Consider the following 14,918-nt stretch of genomic DNA (forward strand, 5'->3'; position numbering starts at 1 on the left):
TTCTTTAAGGTAAGGAGGTGATCCAACCGCAGGTTCCCCTACGGTTACCTTGTTACGACTTCACCCCAGTCATGAATCACAAAGTGGTAAGCGCCCTCCCGAAGGTTAAGCTACCTACTTCTTTTGCAACCCACTCCCATGGTGTGACGGGCGGTGTGTACAAGGCCCGGGAACGTATTCACCGTGGCATTCTGATCCACGATTACTAGCGATTCCGACTTCATGGAGTCGAGTTGCAGACTCCAATCCGGACTACGACATACTTTATGAGGTCCGCTTGCTCTCGCGAGGTCGCTTCTCTTTGTATATGCCATTGTAGCACGTGTGTAGCCCTACTCGTAAGGGCCATGATGACTTGACGTCATCCCCACCTTCCTCCAGTTTATCACTGGCAGTCTCCTTTGAGTTCCCGGCCTAACCGCTGGCAACAAAGGATAAGGGTTGCGCTCGTTGCGGGACTTAACCCAACATTTCACAACACGAGCTGACGACAGCCATGCAGCACCTGTCTCAGAGTTCCCGAAGGCACCAAAGCATCTCTGCTAAGTTCTCTGGATGTCAAGAGTAGGTAAGGTTCTTCGCGTTGCATCGAATTAAACCACATGCTCCACCGCTTGTGCGGGCCCCCGTCAATTCATTTGAGTTTTAACCTTGCGGCCGTACTCCCCAGGCGGTCGACTTAACGCGTTAGCTCCGGAAGCCACGCCTCAAGGGCACAACCTCCAAGTCGACATCGTTTACGGCGTGGACTACCAGGGTATCTAATCCTGTTTGCTCCCCACGCTTTCGCACCTGAGCGTCAGTCTTTGTCCAGGGGGCCGCCTTCGCCACCGGTATTCCTCCAGATCTCTACGCATTTCACCGCTACACCTGGAATTCTACCCCCCTCTACAAGACTCTAGCCTGCCAGTTTCGGATGCAGTTCCCAGGTTGAGCCCGGGGATTTCACATCCGACTTGACAGACCGCCTGCGTGCGCTTTACGCCCAGTAATTCCGATTAACGCTTGCACCCTCCGTATTACCGCGGCTGCTGGCACGGAGTTAGCCGGTGCTTCTTCTGCGAGTAACGTCAATTGCTGCGGTTATTAACCACAACACCTTCCTCCTCGCTGAAAGTACTTTACAACCCGAAGGCCTTCTTCATACACGCGGCATGGCTGCATCAGGCTTGCGCCCATTGTGCAATATTCCCCACTGCTGCCTCCCGTAGGAGTCTGGACCGTGTCTCAGTTCCAGTGTGGCTGGTCATCCTCTCAGACCAGCTAGGGATCGTCGCCTAGGTGAGCCGTTACCCCACCTACTAGCTAATCCCATCTGGGCACATCCGATGGCAAGAGGCCCGAAGGTCCCCCTCTTTGGTCTTGCGACGTTATGCGGTATTAGCTACCGTTTCCAGTAGTTATCCCCCTCCATCGGGCAGTTTCCCAGACATTACTCACCCGTCCGCCACTCGTCACCCAAGGAGCAAGCTCCTCTGTGCTACCGTTCGACTTGCATGTGTTAGGCCTGCCGCCAGCGTTCAATCTGAGCCATGATCAAACTCTTCAATTTAAAAGTTTGATGCTCAATGAATTAAACTTCGTAATGAATTACGTGTTCACTCGTTGAGACTTGGTATTCATTTTTCGTCTTGCGACGTTAAGAATCCGTATCTTCGAGTGCCCACACAGATTGTCTGATAAATTGTTAAAGAGCAGTTGCGACGCGCTTTAGCGCTCTGTCGCGAGGTGGCGTATATTACGCTTTCCTCTTTCAGAGTCAACCCTCATTTTCAGGTTTTTCTCTTCAACCGAACCGGCTGTTTGCGTGAAGTGATTCACATCCGCCGTGTCGATGGAGGCGCATTATAGGGCTCCCATTTTTTAGCACAAGTATTTTTTGGATCTTTTTTTCTGAATGCTTGTTTTTCACTCCTTTCGCTACATTCCTGCGCAATTTGGCTGATTTTTGATAGCTAAACCACTTGCACAGTCTCAATAATCCAACCAAAGTCTTCATTACTGCTCTATTTTCGTTGAGGTAAACATGTCTGATGTACTGCGTCCTTATAAGGATCTTTTCCCACAGATCGGAAATCGCGTGATGATCGACACCAGCAGTGTCGTCATTGGTGATGCTCGTTTGGCTGATGATGTCGGAATTTGGCCACTGGTTGCCATTCGTGGCGACGTTAACTATGTACAAATTGGTGCCCGTACAAACATTCAGGACGGCAGCGTTCTCCATGTCACACATAAATCCACGTCTAATCCGCAGGGTAATCCATTGATTGTGGGTGAGGATGTAACGGTCGGTCATAAGGTCATGCTACACGGCTGTATCATTGGCAACCGCGTATTAGTCGGCATGGGTTCGATTCTGCTGGATGGCGTGGTAGTAGAAGACGACGTTATGATTGGGGCTGGGAGCCTGGTTCCCCAAAACAAACGCCTGGAAAGCGGGTATCTGTACCTGGGAAGCCCGGTTAAACAAATCCGTCCATTAAGCGATGAAGAGAAAGCAGGCTTACAATATTCAGCTAACAACTATGTTAAGTGGAAAGATGAATATTTAAGTCAGAGTAACCACACCCAACCTTGAGCATCTTCCTGCTGGTCCTGGATCAATCCTTCAGCTTCTTCTTCCAGATCCCAGCGATGCTGTTGAAAGATTTCCAACCACTGTTCAGGCGTGTCGCCGCCAAAGCGGGACGCCAGCATCTCTCCAGATATGGCACATGTTAACTGCATACCATGAACCATCGCCGGAAAAACCACGGCGCTGAAATCCGTGCGCCATTCTTCTCGATCGGGAAACTGGATCGCCTGATTCATGCCGACAATTCCTGCTGCATGCTTTTAATGACGGGTTCAATCTGCGGCAAAACCCCATGCCAGAGTAAAACGGCGTGCGCTGCTTGCCCCACCAGCATACCCAGGCCATCAGCATATTGTTTCGCCCCATGTTCGGCACACCAGGAGAGGAACGGTGTATCTCCTTTCTGATAAAACATGTCATAACAATAGACAGATGAGTGAATAAGAGATGTCGGAATAGCCGGTATCTCACCGCTAATTCCGCTGGATGTCGCGTTAATAATCAAATCAAAACTGTAATTATCAAGCTCATCCATTCCTACCGCCTGTACGCTGCCGGTATGGGAGAAGATTAGTGCCAGTTCTTCAGCGCGCGAAGCGGTACGGTTAACAATAGTCACCGCGCAATCCATAGAAAGAAGAGGTAATAAAACTCCACGGGATGCACCACCCGCACCAATCAGCAGAACTCGCGATCCGGGACGAATGAAAGATAAACGCTCAAGATCGCTCAACAAGCCGATACCATCCGTGTTGTCTCCCAGCAAACGCCCATCCTCCAGCCGTTTAAGGGTGTTGACCGCTCCAGCAAGCGATGCCCGCTCCGTTAGTTCATCGGCACGTGCAAATGCCTCTTCTTTAAAAGGCACGGTGACATTTGCCCCTTTCCCGCCCTCAGCAAAAAAAGCGTTCAGGGTATTCACAAAATCATTGATGGGTGCCAATACACGCCCGTAGGAGTGATCAATCTTCAGCTGCTCTGCAAATTGCTGATGAATAAAGGGCGATTTACTGTGCGCTATCGGATTACCAAAAACAGCATAGGCTTCTTTCATATTACCCCTGTCGAAACTGTTCACCTGTCAGAGCATCACGGATCTCCGAAGGATTCAAACGCCCCCCGGTCTCCCCTTCAACCACAGGAAAGTCTGTACCGAACTGTGCGCGAACTTCCTCTACCGTTCTGCAAGGCGGTAAGCCACTCAAATTAGCACTGGTAGAAACTAACGGTTTGCCATAAGCCTGGCACAACGCAACCACCAGCGGGTGATCGGTGACGCGAACAGCCAGAGAATCAAAGCGCCCGGTCAACCAGCGTGGCGTTGTCGCAAGCGCTGGGAAAACGAAGGTAACAGGACCAGGCCAACGGGCGAAAACAGCGTCACGTTGAGCATCGGTGAGCATGCTATCGTCGATATACGGTTTAAGTTGTTCAAAGTTTGACGCGATTAAAATTAACCCTTTATCGACCGGACGTTGTTTTAGCGCCAACAAACGGCTCACCGCCGTTTCGCTATCGGGGTCGCAGCCGACACCAAATACAGCTTCAGTTGGATAGGCGATGACTTTTTCTTGTTTCAGAACCGCTATCGCAGCAACGATAGGATCTGTGGGCAGGTTATTATTCACTTTTTTATTCCGCCGAAATCGGCTTTCCACATTGTTTACTGGCACAGAAATGCTTCACACCCTGCGCGGTTTTCTTTTCGATGAGAAGCGGATAATGACACTCAGGACATTCTCCGGCTAACGGTTTGAAGTTAATGACAAACTGGCACTCCGGATAGCGATCGCAGGAGTAAAAGGTTTTGCCATAACGGGAACGCCGCTGGACAAGATGACCAGTCTGGCATTGAGGACAGACTATTGCTGTTTCATCAGGCTTGTCGATGAGCTCGGTGTGATCGCACGCAGGATAGTCACTGCATCCAATAAACATACCAAATCGTCCCTGTCTCAGCACCAGCTCAGCGCCACATGCAGGACAAAACTTACCCTCCAGAACTTTGACAATATGTCCGTCCGCGGAAGATTTCAGCGGACGGATGTAATCGCATTCTGGATAGTGTGAACAACCGAGAAATGGACCGTGTTTCCCGGAACGAATAACCAGTTCAGCCCCGCATTGTGGGCAGGGCTCGTTTTTACGCACCGTGAACAGTGCTGATTTAGCCATAACAACTCATACTGAATGAAGATTGATTAATGCAGCATACCTTCATTCACTTCAAAGAGTAATTCTTCCATTTGCTGATAGGCATTTTCACAACCTGGAATGTTGAATAGCACCATCAGAATCACCCACTTCAGGTCTTCCAGATCGAACTCTGCCGTATCCAGCGCGAGTACGCGCTCAATAACCATTTCTCGCGTTTCGAGGTTTAGCACCTGAATCTGCTCCAGGAATAGCAGGAATCCTCTACAGCTTGCATCCAGTCGATCGCACTCTTCCGCAGTATAAATACGTATAGAAAGAGGGTCCGATGCCAGCTGCATAGGTTCAGCAAGGCCATCCTGATAGTCAGCAAGCTTCTCCAGCCAAAGTAACGCGTTGTAAATGTCTTCACGATCAAAACCAGCGTCGGTAAGATCCCGTTCCAGTTTGTCCTGATCCACACGCAGCTCAGCTTCGTTATGGATATATGTCTCAAACAAATACATTAGTACGTCGAACATGGCATGCCCTCCTCAATCGGACATAGCCGCCGGGTACAGCTGCGATCCACCCTGCTAACTCCAGTTCGAGCAGTTGAGCCACTACCTCTGGCACAGGTTGGCCGGCACGTTCAGCGACGACGTCAACAGGTGTTACCTCATCTCCTACGTTAGCCAGGAGCTCCGGAAATGGCAATGCCACCTCTCCGTGATCTGGCGAATAAATTGATTTTTCAGGTTCATCTGGCAACCATTGCAGCCCATATTGCAAATTTTCAAGAATTTCCTCTGGTGTCGTCACAAGCATGGCTCCCTGCTGAATAAGCCAATGCGGGCCTTCACTTCCCGGGCTCCCAATCGGCCCTGGTAAAGCAAACACCTCCCGCCCTTGTTCCAGTGCACAGCGAGCAGTAACCAGTGAACCACTACGCTGTGCAGCTTCAACGACCAGTACACCTTTACTTAGACCACTAATAATGCGATTTCGTCGGGGAAAATTGCGCGGCAAAGGGAGCATATCTAATGGGAACTCAGACACCAGTGCGCCCCCTGCCTCAATCAGTCGTTCTGCAAGACGGATATGCTGTCGTGGGTGAATGGTCTCAAGTCCATTTCCCAGCACCGCAATACTTGTGCCTTGTCGGTTTATCGCAGCATTGTGCGCCACGCCATCAATCCCCCGGGCCAGACCGCTGGTGATCGTCACCCCACATGCAGCAAGATTTTCGCAAAACAACCGTCCCCAGCGTTCGCCATACCATGAGTGTTGTCGACTACCGACAACGGCAACTTGAAATGAGTGGAGGCATGCGGGAGCTCCTGCAACAAAAAGCACCCCAGGATAATCCTCAATCGCACGGAGCTGTGGCGGATAATGCTCGCTGTCGGCAACCACAAAATGGTGGTTAGGCTGTTCAAGCCAGCGCAGCGTTTTTTCCAGCGTCAGATCTGAAAAGGTTAAAAAGCGTCTTGCCTGGCGTGGAGAGAATCCAGCCTGCAAGAGTACCGCGTTGTTAATACACGGTTGAGTATTGAGCCAGTGAGCAACGCGCACTATCTCATCACCATACAGTTCATTCACTTGCGCTAAACGTAGCCAAATTTCGATTTGGGTCATCCCTGTTCCCCTGCCACAAGCAGTCCTGGCAATCTTTGCGATTGGTCACTGATGCTGTCAATCAGAGGGGGTTTTGTCTAGAATAGAGGTAATAATCTTTTCAACTCCTGAACACAACTCTGGATAACTATGTCAGTTTTGCAAGTGTTACATATTCCGGACGAGCGCCTTCGCAAAGTCGCAAAACCGGTTGAAGAAGTGAATGCAGAAATTCAGCGTATCGTTGATGATATGTTCGAAACGATGTACGCCGAAGAAGGTATCGGTCTGGCAGCAACACAGGTCGATATTCATCAGCGCATCATTGTTATTGATGTCTCTGAAAATCGCGATGAGCAGTTGGTACTCATTAACCCAGAACTGCTGGAAAAAGACGGCGAAACCGGCATTGAAGAAGGCTGTCTGTCTATTCCTGAACAGCGTGCGTTAGTACCGCGTGCAGAGAAAGTAAAAATTCGTGCGCTTGATCGCGACGGCAAATCTTTTGAGCTGGAAGCCGATGGCCTGCTCGCTATCTGCATTCAACATGAAATGGATCACCTGGTCGGTAAACTATTTATCGATTATCTGTCTCCGTTGAAGCAACAACGCATTCGTCAGAAAGTTGAAAAACTCGACCGCCTGAACGCCCGAGCTTAAGGACAAAGATCAACGTGTCAGACTCACTACGTATTATTTTTGCGGGTACACCTGACTTTGCAGCGCGTCATCTCGACGCGCTGCTGTCTTCTGGACATAACGTCGTTGGCGTGTTTACCCAACCGGACCGCCCGGCGGGACGCGGTAAAAAGCTGATGCCCAGCCCGGTAAAAGTGCTGGCAGAAGAAAAAGGGATACCGGTTTTTCAACCCGTCTCTCTTCGCCCTCAGGAAAACCAGCAGTTGGTTGCTGATTTACACGCAGACGTGATGGTGGTGGTGGCATATGGCCTGATCCTGCCAAAAGCCGTACTAGAAATGCCGCGCCTAGGTTGTATCAACGTTCACGGTTCCCTGCTTCCGCGCTGGCGGGGTGCAGCACCGATCCAGCGCTCACTGTGGGCAGGCGACGCCGAAACCGGTGTTACCATCATGCAGATGGATGTTGGCCTCGACACCGGTGATATGCTGCTGAAGCTGTCCTGCCCAATTACGGCAGAAGATACCAGCGGTTCGTTATATGACAAGCTGGCAGACCTGGGGCCTCAGGGGCTGATTGAAACGCTAAAACAGCTGGCTGCCAGTACAATAAAACCGGTGGTACAAGACGAATCACTGGTTACGCATGCAGAAAAACTCAGCAAAGAAGAGGCCCGTATCGACTGGTCGCTTTCGGCTGTTCAATTGGAACGCTGCATCCGCGCCTTTAACCCGTGGCCAATGAGCTGGCTTGAAATCGATGGTCAGCCAGTGAAAGTCTGGCAAGCTTCGGTTATTGCTGTAAACACCCAGGCCGAGCCAGGCACCATTCTAGAGGCGACAAAGCAGGGTATCCAGGTCGCAACAGGTGACGGCATTCTGAATCTTATCTCTTTGCAGCCTGCCGGTAAAAAAGCCATGAGCGCGCAGGATCTGCTTAATTCACGCCGGGAGTGGTTCGTGCCCGGAAACCGTCTGGCCTGACGGTTCATCTCTTTAAGCCCGGTGTCTCCGGGCATTTTTATTTTTGCGCTTATGAAAACACATCTTAATTTACGCAGTATGGCGGCCCAGGCCGTCGAACAGGTTGTCGAGAAAGGACAATCACTAAGTAACGTGCTGCCCGCCATGCAGCAAAAAGTTGCCGATAAAGACAAAGCGCTGTTACAGGAACTTTGCTTCGGCGTATTACGTACACTCTCTCAACTGGAGTGGATGATCCAGCAACTGATGGAACGTCCAATGACGGGCAAACAGCGCACCGTTCACTACCTGATCATGGTGGGCTTCTACCAACTGTTGCATACTCGTATTCCAGCACACGCTGCGTTAGCTGAGACCGTAGAAGGCGCGGTCGTTATTAAGCGTCCACAGCTGAAGGGGCTGATCAACGGCGTACTGCGCCAGTTTCAACGCCGTCAGGATGAACTGCTGGCCGAGTTTGCGCAAAGCGATTTGCGCTTCTTACACCCCTCCTGGCTGGTGAAACGTATTAAGAGTGCGTATCCGCAGAAATGGGAAGCCATTCTTGAAGCCAATAACCAGCGACCGCCGATGTGGCTACGAGTCAATCGTAATCACCATACTCGCGACGCCTGGCTAGACCTGCTTACCGAAGCGGGATTAACAGGTTTTCCGCATCCAGACTACCCGGATGCAGTGCGTCTGGAAACACCGGCTCCAGTTCACGCCCTCCCTGGTTTTAACGAAGGTTGGGTCACCGTTCAGGATGCTTCCGCTCAAGGATGCGTAAATTATCTGTTGCCGGAGGACGGTGAGCAGATCCTCGACCTGTGCTGTGCGCCGGGCGGTAAAACCACTCACATTCTGGAAGTTGCTCCGCAAGCTAACGTCATGGCCGTCGATGTGGATGAAAAACGCTTATCGCGCGTTTACGACAATCTGAAACGTCTGGGCATGAAGGCAACCGTAAAACAGGGGGATGGCCGCTATCCACAGCAGTGGTGCGGTGAACAACAGTTTGACCGTATTTTGCTGGACGCCCCATGTTCTGCAACCGGGGTGATCCGTCGCCATCCGGATATCAAATGGCTGCGCCGCGACCGGGATATTGCCGAACTTGCCCAATTACAGGCTGAGATCCTGAATGCTACCTGGTCACATCTTAAATCTGGCGGCACGCTGGTGTATGCAACGTGTTCTATCCTGCCAGAAGAGAACCAGCAGCAAATTGCCGCCTTCCTGGCACGCACACCGGATGCGGTATTAAGCGAAACCGGTACGCCGGAAAAACCCGGACGTCAGAATTTACCGGGTGCGGAAGATGGCGATGGCTTCTTTTACGCTAAGCTAATCAAAAAGTGATGAGATAACGGGTCGCGACTGATGAAAATTATCATTCTGGGCGCAGGGCAAGTTGGCGGTACGCTGGCTGAAAACCTGGTCGGAGAGAACAACGATATCACGGTAGTCGATACCAATGGTGAACGCCTGCGCAGCCTGCAGGACAAGTTTGATCTCCGTGTCGTGCAAGGGCATGGTTCGCATCCCCGCGTATTGCGTGAAGCCGGTGCCGACGATGCCGATATGCTGGTTGCCGTAACCAGCTCAGATGAAACAAATATGGTTGCCTGCCAGGTAGCTTATTCACTGTTTAATACGCCTAATCGCATCGCCCGTATTCGTTCACCAGATTACGTTCGCGATGCCGACAAGCTGTTCCAATCCGATGCGGTGCCAATCGATCACCTGATTGCGCCTGAGCAACTGGTTATTGATAGCATTTATCGCCTGATTGAATATCCGGGCGCATTACAGGTGGTGAATTTTGCCGAAGGTAAAGTCAGTCTGGCAGTAGTAAAAGCCTATTACGGCGGGCCGCTTATCGGTAATGCGCTGTCAACAATGCGTGAGCATATGCCGCACATCGATACCCGCGTTGCGGCGATTTTCCGTCATGACCGACCGATCCGTCCGCAAGGTTCTACGATCGTTGAAGCGGGTGATGAAGTCTTCTTTATTGCGGCATCACAGCATATACGCGCCGTAATGAGTGAACTGCAGCGTCTGGAAAAGCCGTACAAACGCATTATGTTAGTGGGTGGCGGTAATATCGGTGCGGGTCTGGCACGTCGTCTGGAAAAAGATTACAGCGTCAAACTGATCGAACGTAATCAACAACGCGCATCCGAACTTGCAGAGAAACTACAAAATACGATCGTCTTTTTTGGTGATGCTTCGGATCAAGAGTTACTGGCCGAAGAACATATCGATCAGGTCGATCTGTTCATCGCAGTGACCAATGATGACGAAGCAAATATCATGTCGGCGATGCTTGCCAAACGGATGGGCGCCAAGAAAGTAATGGTGTTGATCCAGCGCAGAGCATACGTCGATCTGGTGCAAGGCAGCGTGATCGATATTGCGATTTCACCGCAGCAGGCGACCATCTCCGCGCTGCTGAGCCACGTGCGTAAAGCTGATATTGTTGGCGTTTCTTCACTTCGCCGTGGCGTCGCGGAAGCCATTGAAGCCGTCGCACACGGGGATGAAACGACGTCGAGAGTTGTAGGGCGTTCAATTGATGAAATTAAACTTCCGCCCGGAACCATTATTGGCGCCGTTGTACGTGGTAACGATGTCATGATTGCCAACGATAACCTGCGCATTGAGCAGGGCGATCACGTAATTATGTTCCTGACAGATAAAAAGTTTATTACTGACGTCGAGCGACTATTCCAACCAAGTCCTTTCTTCCTGTAATAATTTGGGCGCTAATACAGTGCCCTTTTTATTTCCCTTTATTTTTCATGGTCTAATAAATTTTCCTTTCGGCAATACATAAATGGAAATTGCCTAAACATTTGTTAAACTTATAAACGTCAGCTGCATAGGGAGAATAAAATGAGCATTATTAAAGAGTTTCGCGAATTCGCGATGCGCGGGAATGTTGTCGATTTGGCAGTGGGTGTCATTATTGGTGCGGCATTCGGTAAGATTGTTTCATCACTGGTTGCCGATATCATTATGCCGCCGCTGGGGCTGTTAATTGGTGGAATTGATTTTAAACAGTTTGCTTTAACGCTACGTGATGCACAGGGAGACATCCCTGCCGTGGTCATGCATTACGGTGTATTTATTCAAAATGTATTCGATTTCATTATTGTTGCGTTTGCTATCTTTATGGCAATCAAACTGATCAACAAACTGAACCGTAAAAAAGCTGAAGAGCCGGCAGCACCGCCAGCTCCATCGAAAGAAGAAGTATTGCTAAGTGAAATTCGTGACCTGCTGAAAGAACAGAATAATCGCTCTTAAGCACTCACTGAAACAAGAAGGCCAGTGGTAAAAAAGTTAATTACTTTCTTGCCACTGGCCTCCCAGTTACCCCGATTGCCATGTTTTCCTTTACGTAGATAACTTCCTTTCCCTTTCTTATTTTTCTCAACGCGCTGTCTGAACAGTGGGTCATGCAGAAGCGCCTCAATGGCGTTGTCCTTTATCTGCCCTTTGGTGTGCTGATAACGACTCATAATATCTCCAGTTTGTAGGAATTTACGCCGCGAGTGTAGACCTGGCAGTTCAAGAAATCAACAGCCTGATGTTGTTCCACTGGCGCCTTGCTCAAGAGCTTCAAGAATAGAGCAGTACACGCTGCTGTGTGCCTTGCCGCAGCATGCATCATTCAATCGCTGCAGAGACCGCTGCATCGTCTGAAGTTCAGCAATACGGGCTTCGACTTCTTGCAGTCTTTCCTGGACGATCCCTTTTGATTCCTGACAGGTATGGTGTTCGGGATCAACACGGATCGAAAGCAATTCGCGGATCGACTCCAGAGTGAAACCAAGCTGCCGGGCATAACGAATAAACTTCAAGCGCTGAAGATCGCTTTCTGTATAGAGGCGAAATCCGCCTTCAGTACGCACTTCATGCTCCATCATCTGCTGCTTTTCATAGTAGCGGATAGTATCCGGCGTCACGTCAGCCAGTTTCGCTATTTCACCAATTCGGTACATGCTCTCTCCGCTATTCGTCGTTGATCTTTTTTAGCAACTTATCTGCGTAGTCACCGCGCAAAAACTCGGTGCTGAGTCCAGCCTGCCGAAGTTTAAGTTCCAGTAGCGACAGTCTTCGGCTCACCTCCGGATAACTGGGATCATCTTTGCGGATCCCCGCGAGTATTTCAAGCAGCTGTATTGCCTCTCTGCGTTGCTCGAGCTCAGGAGGAAGGCAACCTGCATTTTTTAATAAACGGTATCCGGCTCGGAGTTCAGGCGGGACATGGGAGTCATCGTCAAGAGTCAGCGGTTCACCCATTCCCGGTAAATCATCAAACTCGCCTTTAGACTGTGCATCAATAATATGGCGCTCTGCCCACTGGTCAAGTAACCACATACAACACTCCAGGGGATGAACAAAAATAGTACAGATATTGTAGATAAGTGGGGATATGACGGATATAAAAAAACCCGCCGAGGCGGGTTTTTTTACGTTACTACAGATTACTCTGCAGCAGCTTCTGTTTTCTCTGAACGATCAACCAGCTCGATGTATGCCATCGGCGCGTTGTCGCCTGCACGGAAACCACACTTCAGAATGCGAGTGTAACCACCGGCGCGGCTCGCAAAACGCGGGCCCAGTTCGTTAAACAGTTTTGCCACGATCTCGTTATCACGAGTACGGGCGAATGCCAGACGACGATTAGCTACGCTATCAGTCTTGGCAAGAGTAATCAGCGGCTCAACTACGCGACGCAGCTCTTTCGCTTTCGGCAGAGTCGTCTTGATGATTTCATGACGAACCAGTGAACCTGCCATATTGCGGAACATAGCCTGGCGATGGCTGCTGTTGCGGTTCAGTTGACGACCACTCTTACGATGGCGCATGACCTTATCCTTCTCAGTAAAACCTTAACCTGTGATCCGGTTACTCGTCAGCGATGCTTGCCGGTGGCCAGTTTTCCAGGCGCATGCCCAGAGACAGTCCACGGGAAGCCAGCACGTCTTTAATCTCGGTAAGAGATTTTTTACCAAGGTTAGGCGTCTTAAGAAGCTCAACCTCAGTACGCTGTACCAGATCACCGATATAGTGGATAGCTTCTGCTTTGAGGCAGTTAGCAGAGCGGACAGTCAATTCCAGATCGTCAACAGGGCGCAGCAGGATCGGATCGAATTCTGGTTTCTCTTCTTTAACTTCCGGCTGACGTACATCACGTAAATCAACGAAAGCTTCCAGTTGTTCAGCCAGAATGGTTGCCGCACGACGAATCGCCTCTTCAGGATCGATTGTGCCGTTGGTTTCCATTTCGATGACCAGCTTGTCCAGGTCGGTACGCTGTTCTACACGCGCTGCTTCAACATTGTAGGCAATACGCTCTACAGGGCTGTAGCATGCGTCGACCAGCAGACGGCCGATTGGGCGCTCATCTTCTTCCGAATGAATTCGGGTAGAAGCCGGCACATAACCACGACCGCGCTGAACTTTGATACGCATGCTAATAGATGCATTCTCATCGGTCAGGTGGCAGATCACGTGCTGTGGCTTGACGATTTCGACATCACCATCATGGGTAATGTCGGCTGCAGTCACAGGGCCAATGCCAGATTTATTCAAGGTAAGAATAACGTCATCTTTACCCTGAACTCTCACCGCCAGCCCTTTCAGGTTGAGCAGGATTTCCAGGATATCTTCCTGAACGCCTTCTTTGGTGCTGTACTCATGTAGTACACCATCAATCTCAACCTCGGTCACCGCGCAACCCGGCATCGATGAGAGCAGAATACGGCGCAGTGCGTTACCCAAAGTATGGCCAAAGCCACGCTCTAAAGGCTCAAGGGTCACCTTGGCGTGCGTCGAACTCACTTGCTCGATATCTACCAGGCGCGGTTTTAGAAACTCTGTCACAGAACCCTGCATTGTGTCCTCTCTTTGGTACTAAGCTTTACTTGGAGTAAAGCTCGACGATCAGGTGTTCGTTAATGTCCGCAGACAGATCAGAACGCTCCGGCTTACGCTTGAACGTACCTTCCATCTTGCCAGCATCAACTTCCAGCCAGGTTGGCTTTTCACGCTGCTCAGCCAGCTCCAGAGCGGCTTTCACGCGAGACTGCTTCTTCGCTTTCTCACGAATGCTAACAACGTCATTCGGACTAACCTGATAAGAAGCGATGTTAACAACACGACCGTTTACCATAATTGCTTTATGGCTGACCAGCTGACGTGCTTCTGCACGAGTGGCACCGAAGCCCATACGGTATACAACGTTGTCCAGACGACCTTCCAGCAGACCCAACAGGTTTTCACCGGTGTTGCCTTTCAGACGTGCTGCTTCTTTGTAGTAGTTACGGAACTGACGCTCCAGCACACCGTAGATACGGCGAACTTTTTGCTTTTCACGCAACTGCACACCATAGTCAGACAGACGCGGTTTACGCGCACCGTGCTGGCCAGGAGCTTGTTCAATTTTACACTTGGTATCGATCGCGCGAACGCCAGACTTAAGGAATAAGTCAGTGCCCTCACGACGGCTCAGCTTGAGCTTAGGACCCAAATATCTTGCCATTTTCTTTCTCCAACAATCCTAGAAACGACAGCGTTATACGCGACGTTTTTTCGGCGGACGACAACCGTTATGAGGGATCGGAGTCACATCAGTAATATTAGTGATGCGGAAACCAGCGGCGTTCAGAGCACGAACAGTAGATTCGCGACCTGGACCCGGTCCTTTGACCATAACTTCCAGATTCTTGATACCGTATTCTTTTACGGCTTCAGCGCAACGCTCTGCTGCAACCTGAGCTGCAAACGGAGTGGATTTGCGAGAACCACGGAAACCGGAACCACCGGCTGTTGCCCAACCCAGTGCGTTACCCTGACGATCAGTAATGGTAACGATGGTGTTGTTAAAAGAAGCATGGATATGAGCCACGCCGTCAGAGACTTGTTTTCTTACACGTTTACGTGCACGAATTGGTGCCTTTGCCATTATTCAA

Annotated in this window: 19 protein-coding genes and 1 rRNA gene; 6 read left to right on the top strand and 14 right to left on the bottom strand. The window is 50.4% G+C overall.

Going from position 1 to position 14,918, the window contains the following annotated elements; translation table 11 throughout:
- Positions 1-10: 10 nt before the first annotated feature.
- Positions 11-1,552, bottom strand: a 16S ribosomal RNA gene (locus OGX92_RS17480).
- Positions 1,553-2,026: 474 nt separating this feature from the next.
- On the opposite strand from OGX92_RS17480, the gene OGX92_RS17485 reads away from it, so the two are divergent.
- Entirely contained in the window at positions 2,027-2,581 is a 555-nt protein-coding gene (locus OGX92_RS17485; protein WP_003031171.1) for a gamma carbonic anhydrase family protein, read from the top strand.
- On the opposite strand, the gene OGX92_RS17490 is transcribed toward OGX92_RS17485, so the two are convergent.
- From OGX92_RS17490 to dprA, 6 genes are read right to left on the bottom strand one after another with little or no spacing between them, the layout of a single operon-like run.
- Positions 2,557-2,814, bottom strand: a complete 258-nt coding sequence (locus OGX92_RS17490; RefSeq protein WP_286586885.1) for a DUF1488 family protein — start codon at positions 2,812-2,814, stop codon at positions 2,557-2,559. The two genes, OGX92_RS17485 and OGX92_RS17490, sit on opposite strands and share 25 nt — an antisense overlap.
- A complete protein-coding gene (aroE, locus tag OGX92_RS17495; RefSeq protein ID WP_003828290.1) occupies positions 2,811-3,632 on the bottom strand; it encodes a shikimate dehydrogenase in 822 nt (273 codons plus the stop codon). Before aroE ends, OGX92_RS17490 begins: the two co-directional genes overlap by 4 nt.
- Position 3,633: 1 nt before the next feature.
- Positions 3,634-4,206: an L-threonylcarbamoyladenylate synthase type 1 TsaC gene (tsaC, locus tag OGX92_RS17500; RefSeq protein WP_003828289.1), complete on the bottom strand. Its 573-nt coding sequence runs from the start codon at positions 4,204-4,206 to the stop codon at positions 3,634-3,636.
- A 4-nt stretch (positions 4,207-4,210) separates the two neighbouring features.
- Positions 4,211-4,753, bottom strand: a complete 543-nt coding sequence (locus OGX92_RS17505; protein WP_079940097.1) for a DNA topoisomerase family protein — start codon at positions 4,751-4,753, stop codon at positions 4,211-4,213.
- Positions 4,754-4,779: 26 nt separating this feature from the next.
- Positions 4,780-5,253 carry a DUF494 family protein Smg gene (gene smg / locus OGX92_RS17510; RefSeq protein ID WP_003031162.1) on the bottom strand — a complete coding sequence of 158 codons (474 nt, stop codon included), beginning with the start codon at positions 5,251-5,253 and terminating at the stop codon, positions 4,780-4,782.
- On the bottom strand, positions 5,225-6,349 hold the full coding sequence (gene dprA, locus OGX92_RS17515) for a DNA-protecting protein DprA (protein WP_126957926.1): 1,125 nt from the start codon (positions 6,347-6,349) through the stop codon (positions 5,225-5,227). Before dprA ends, smg begins: the two co-directional genes overlap by 29 nt.
- Before the next feature lie 129 nt (positions 6,350-6,478).
- Here dprA and def point away from each other — a divergent pair, with 129 nt between their 5' ends.
- From def to mscL, 5 genes are all read left to right on the top strand, one after another.
- Positions 6,479-6,988: a peptide deformylase gene (gene def / locus OGX92_RS17520; protein WP_003828283.1), complete on the top strand. Its 510-nt coding sequence runs from the start codon at positions 6,479-6,481 to the stop codon at positions 6,986-6,988.
- A gap of 14 nt (positions 6,989-7,002) precedes the next feature.
- Positions 7,003-7,950, top strand: a complete 948-nt coding sequence (fmt, locus tag OGX92_RS17525; RefSeq protein WP_286586886.1) for a methionyl-tRNA formyltransferase — start codon at positions 7,003-7,005, stop codon at positions 7,948-7,950.
- A 51-nt stretch (positions 7,951-8,001) separates the two neighbouring features.
- Entirely contained in the window at positions 8,002-9,291 is a 1,290-nt protein-coding gene (gene rsmB / locus OGX92_RS17530) for a 16S rRNA (cytosine(967)-C(5))-methyltransferase RsmB (protein WP_286586887.1), read from the top strand.
- A 21-nt stretch (positions 9,292-9,312) separates the two neighbouring features.
- Positions 9,313-10,689 (top strand): Trk system potassium transporter TrkA, encoded by a 1,377-nt coding sequence (trkA, locus tag OGX92_RS17535; RefSeq protein WP_003031153.1) that lies wholly within the window; start codon positions 9,313-9,315, stop codon positions 10,687-10,689.
- Between the two features lie 141 nt (positions 10,690-10,830).
- Positions 10,831-11,244, top strand: coding sequence for a large-conductance mechanosensitive channel protein MscL (mscL, locus tag OGX92_RS17540; RefSeq protein WP_003031152.1), 414 nt, complete (start codon positions 10,831-10,833; stop codon positions 11,242-11,244).
- Here the strand turns inward: mscL and arfA are convergent.
- From arfA to rpsK, 7 genes are all read right to left on the bottom strand, one after another.
- Complete coding sequence (arfA, locus tag OGX92_RS17545; RefSeq protein ID WP_003828276.1) at positions 11,241-11,459, bottom strand: alternative ribosome-rescue factor ArfA; 219 nt, start codon at positions 11,457-11,459, stop codon at positions 11,241-11,243. The genes mscL and arfA overlap by 4 nt on opposite strands.
- 57 nt (positions 11,460-11,516) lie before the next feature.
- Positions 11,517-11,942, bottom strand: coding sequence for a Zn(2+)-responsive transcriptional regulator (zntR, locus tag OGX92_RS17550; protein WP_003031145.1), 426 nt, complete (start codon positions 11,940-11,942; stop codon positions 11,517-11,519).
- A 10-nt stretch (positions 11,943-11,952) separates the two neighbouring features.
- Positions 11,953-12,321: a DnaJ family domain-containing protein gene (locus OGX92_RS17555; RefSeq protein WP_003828274.1), complete on the bottom strand. Its 369-nt coding sequence runs from the start codon at positions 12,319-12,321 to the stop codon at positions 11,953-11,955.
- Between the two features lie 107 nt (positions 12,322-12,428).
- The gene (gene rplQ, locus OGX92_RS17560; RefSeq protein WP_001216370.1) at positions 12,429-12,812 is read right to left on the bottom strand and encodes a 50S ribosomal protein L17; all 384 of its coding nucleotides are present in this window, start codon (positions 12,810-12,812) and stop codon (positions 12,429-12,431) included.
- A gap of 40 nt (positions 12,813-12,852) precedes the next feature.
- The gene (locus OGX92_RS17565) at positions 12,853-13,842 is read right to left on the bottom strand and encodes a DNA-directed RNA polymerase subunit alpha (protein ID WP_003031139.1); all 990 of its coding nucleotides are present in this window, start codon (positions 13,840-13,842) and stop codon (positions 12,853-12,855) included.
- A 25-nt stretch (positions 13,843-13,867) separates the two neighbouring features.
- Positions 13,868-14,488 (bottom strand): 30S ribosomal protein S4, encoded by a 621-nt coding sequence (gene rpsD, locus OGX92_RS17570; protein ID WP_003031138.1) that lies wholly within the window; start codon positions 14,486-14,488, stop codon positions 13,868-13,870.
- A gap of 33 nt (positions 14,489-14,521) precedes the next feature.
- The gene (gene rpsK / locus OGX92_RS17575) at positions 14,522-14,911 is read right to left on the bottom strand and encodes a 30S ribosomal protein S11 (protein ID WP_003031137.1); all 390 of its coding nucleotides are present in this window, start codon (positions 14,909-14,911) and stop codon (positions 14,522-14,524) included.
- Positions 14,912-14,918 lie beyond the last annotated feature (7 nt).

Origin of the sequence: Citrobacter sp. Cpo089 (assembly GCF_030332695.1) — a bacterium.
In the GTDB taxonomy this organism is placed as follows: Bacteria; Pseudomonadota; Gammaproteobacteria; order Enterobacterales; family Enterobacteriaceae; genus Citrobacter; species Citrobacter portucalensis.

What these genes read in the sequence shown, in the direction of transcription:
- OGX92_RS17485 (WP_003031171.1), top strand. Translation starts at nt 2,027, where the DNA reads ATGTCTGATGTACTGCGTCCTTATAAGGATCTTTTCCCACAGATCGGA.
- OGX92_RS17490 (WP_286586885.1), bottom strand. Translation starts at nt 2,814, where the DNA reads ATGAATCAGGCGATCCAGTTTCCCGATCGAGAAGAATGGCGCACGGAT.
- aroE (WP_003828290.1), bottom strand. Translation starts at nt 3,632, where the DNA reads ATGAAAGAAGCCTATGCTGTTTTTGGTAATCCGATAGCGCACAGTAAA.
- OGX92_RS17505 (WP_079940097.1), bottom strand. Translation starts at nt 4,753, where the DNA reads ATGGCTAAATCAGCACTGTTCACGGTGCGTAAAAACGAGCCCTGCCCA.
- smg (WP_003031162.1), bottom strand. Translation starts at nt 5,253, where the DNA reads ATGTTCGACGTACTAATGTATTTGTTTGAGACATATATCCATAACGAA.
- dprA (WP_126957926.1), bottom strand. Translation starts at nt 6,349, where the DNA reads ATGACCCAAATCGAAATTTGGCTACGTTTAGCGCAAGTGAATGAACTG.
- def (WP_003828283.1), top strand. Translation starts at nt 6,479, where the DNA reads ATGTCAGTTTTGCAAGTGTTACATATTCCGGACGAGCGCCTTCGCAAA.
- rsmB (WP_286586887.1), top strand. Translation starts at nt 8,002, where the DNA reads ATGAAAACACATCTTAATTTACGCAGTATGGCGGCCCAGGCCGTCGAA.
- trkA (WP_003031153.1), top strand. Translation starts at nt 9,313, where the DNA reads ATGAAAATTATCATTCTGGGCGCAGGGCAAGTTGGCGGTACGCTGGCT.
- mscL (WP_003031152.1), top strand. Translation starts at nt 10,831, where the DNA reads ATGAGCATTATTAAAGAGTTTCGCGAATTCGCGATGCGCGGGAATGTT.
- arfA (WP_003828276.1), bottom strand. Translation starts at nt 11,459, where the DNA reads ATGAGTCGTTATCAGCACACCAAAGGGCAGATAAAGGACAACGCCATT.
- zntR (WP_003031145.1), bottom strand. Translation starts at nt 11,942, where the DNA reads ATGTACCGAATTGGTGAAATAGCGAAACTGGCTGACGTGACGCCGGAT.
- OGX92_RS17555 (WP_003828274.1), bottom strand. Translation starts at nt 12,321, where the DNA reads ATGTGGTTACTTGACCAGTGGGCAGAGCGCCATATTATTGATGCACAG.
- rplQ (WP_001216370.1), bottom strand. Translation starts at nt 12,812, where the DNA reads ATGCGCCATCGTAAGAGTGGTCGTCAACTGAACCGCAACAGCAGCCAT.
- OGX92_RS17565 (WP_003031139.1), bottom strand. Translation starts at nt 13,842, where the DNA reads ATGCAGGGTTCTGTGACAGAGTTTCTAAAACCGCGCCTGGTAGATATC.
- rpsD (WP_003031138.1), bottom strand. Translation starts at nt 14,488, where the DNA reads ATGGCAAGATATTTGGGTCCTAAGCTCAAGCTGAGCCGTCGTGAGGGC.
- rpsK (WP_003031137.1), bottom strand. Translation starts at nt 14,911, where the DNA reads ATGGCAAAGGCACCAATTCGTGCACGTAAACGTGTAAGAAAACAAGTC.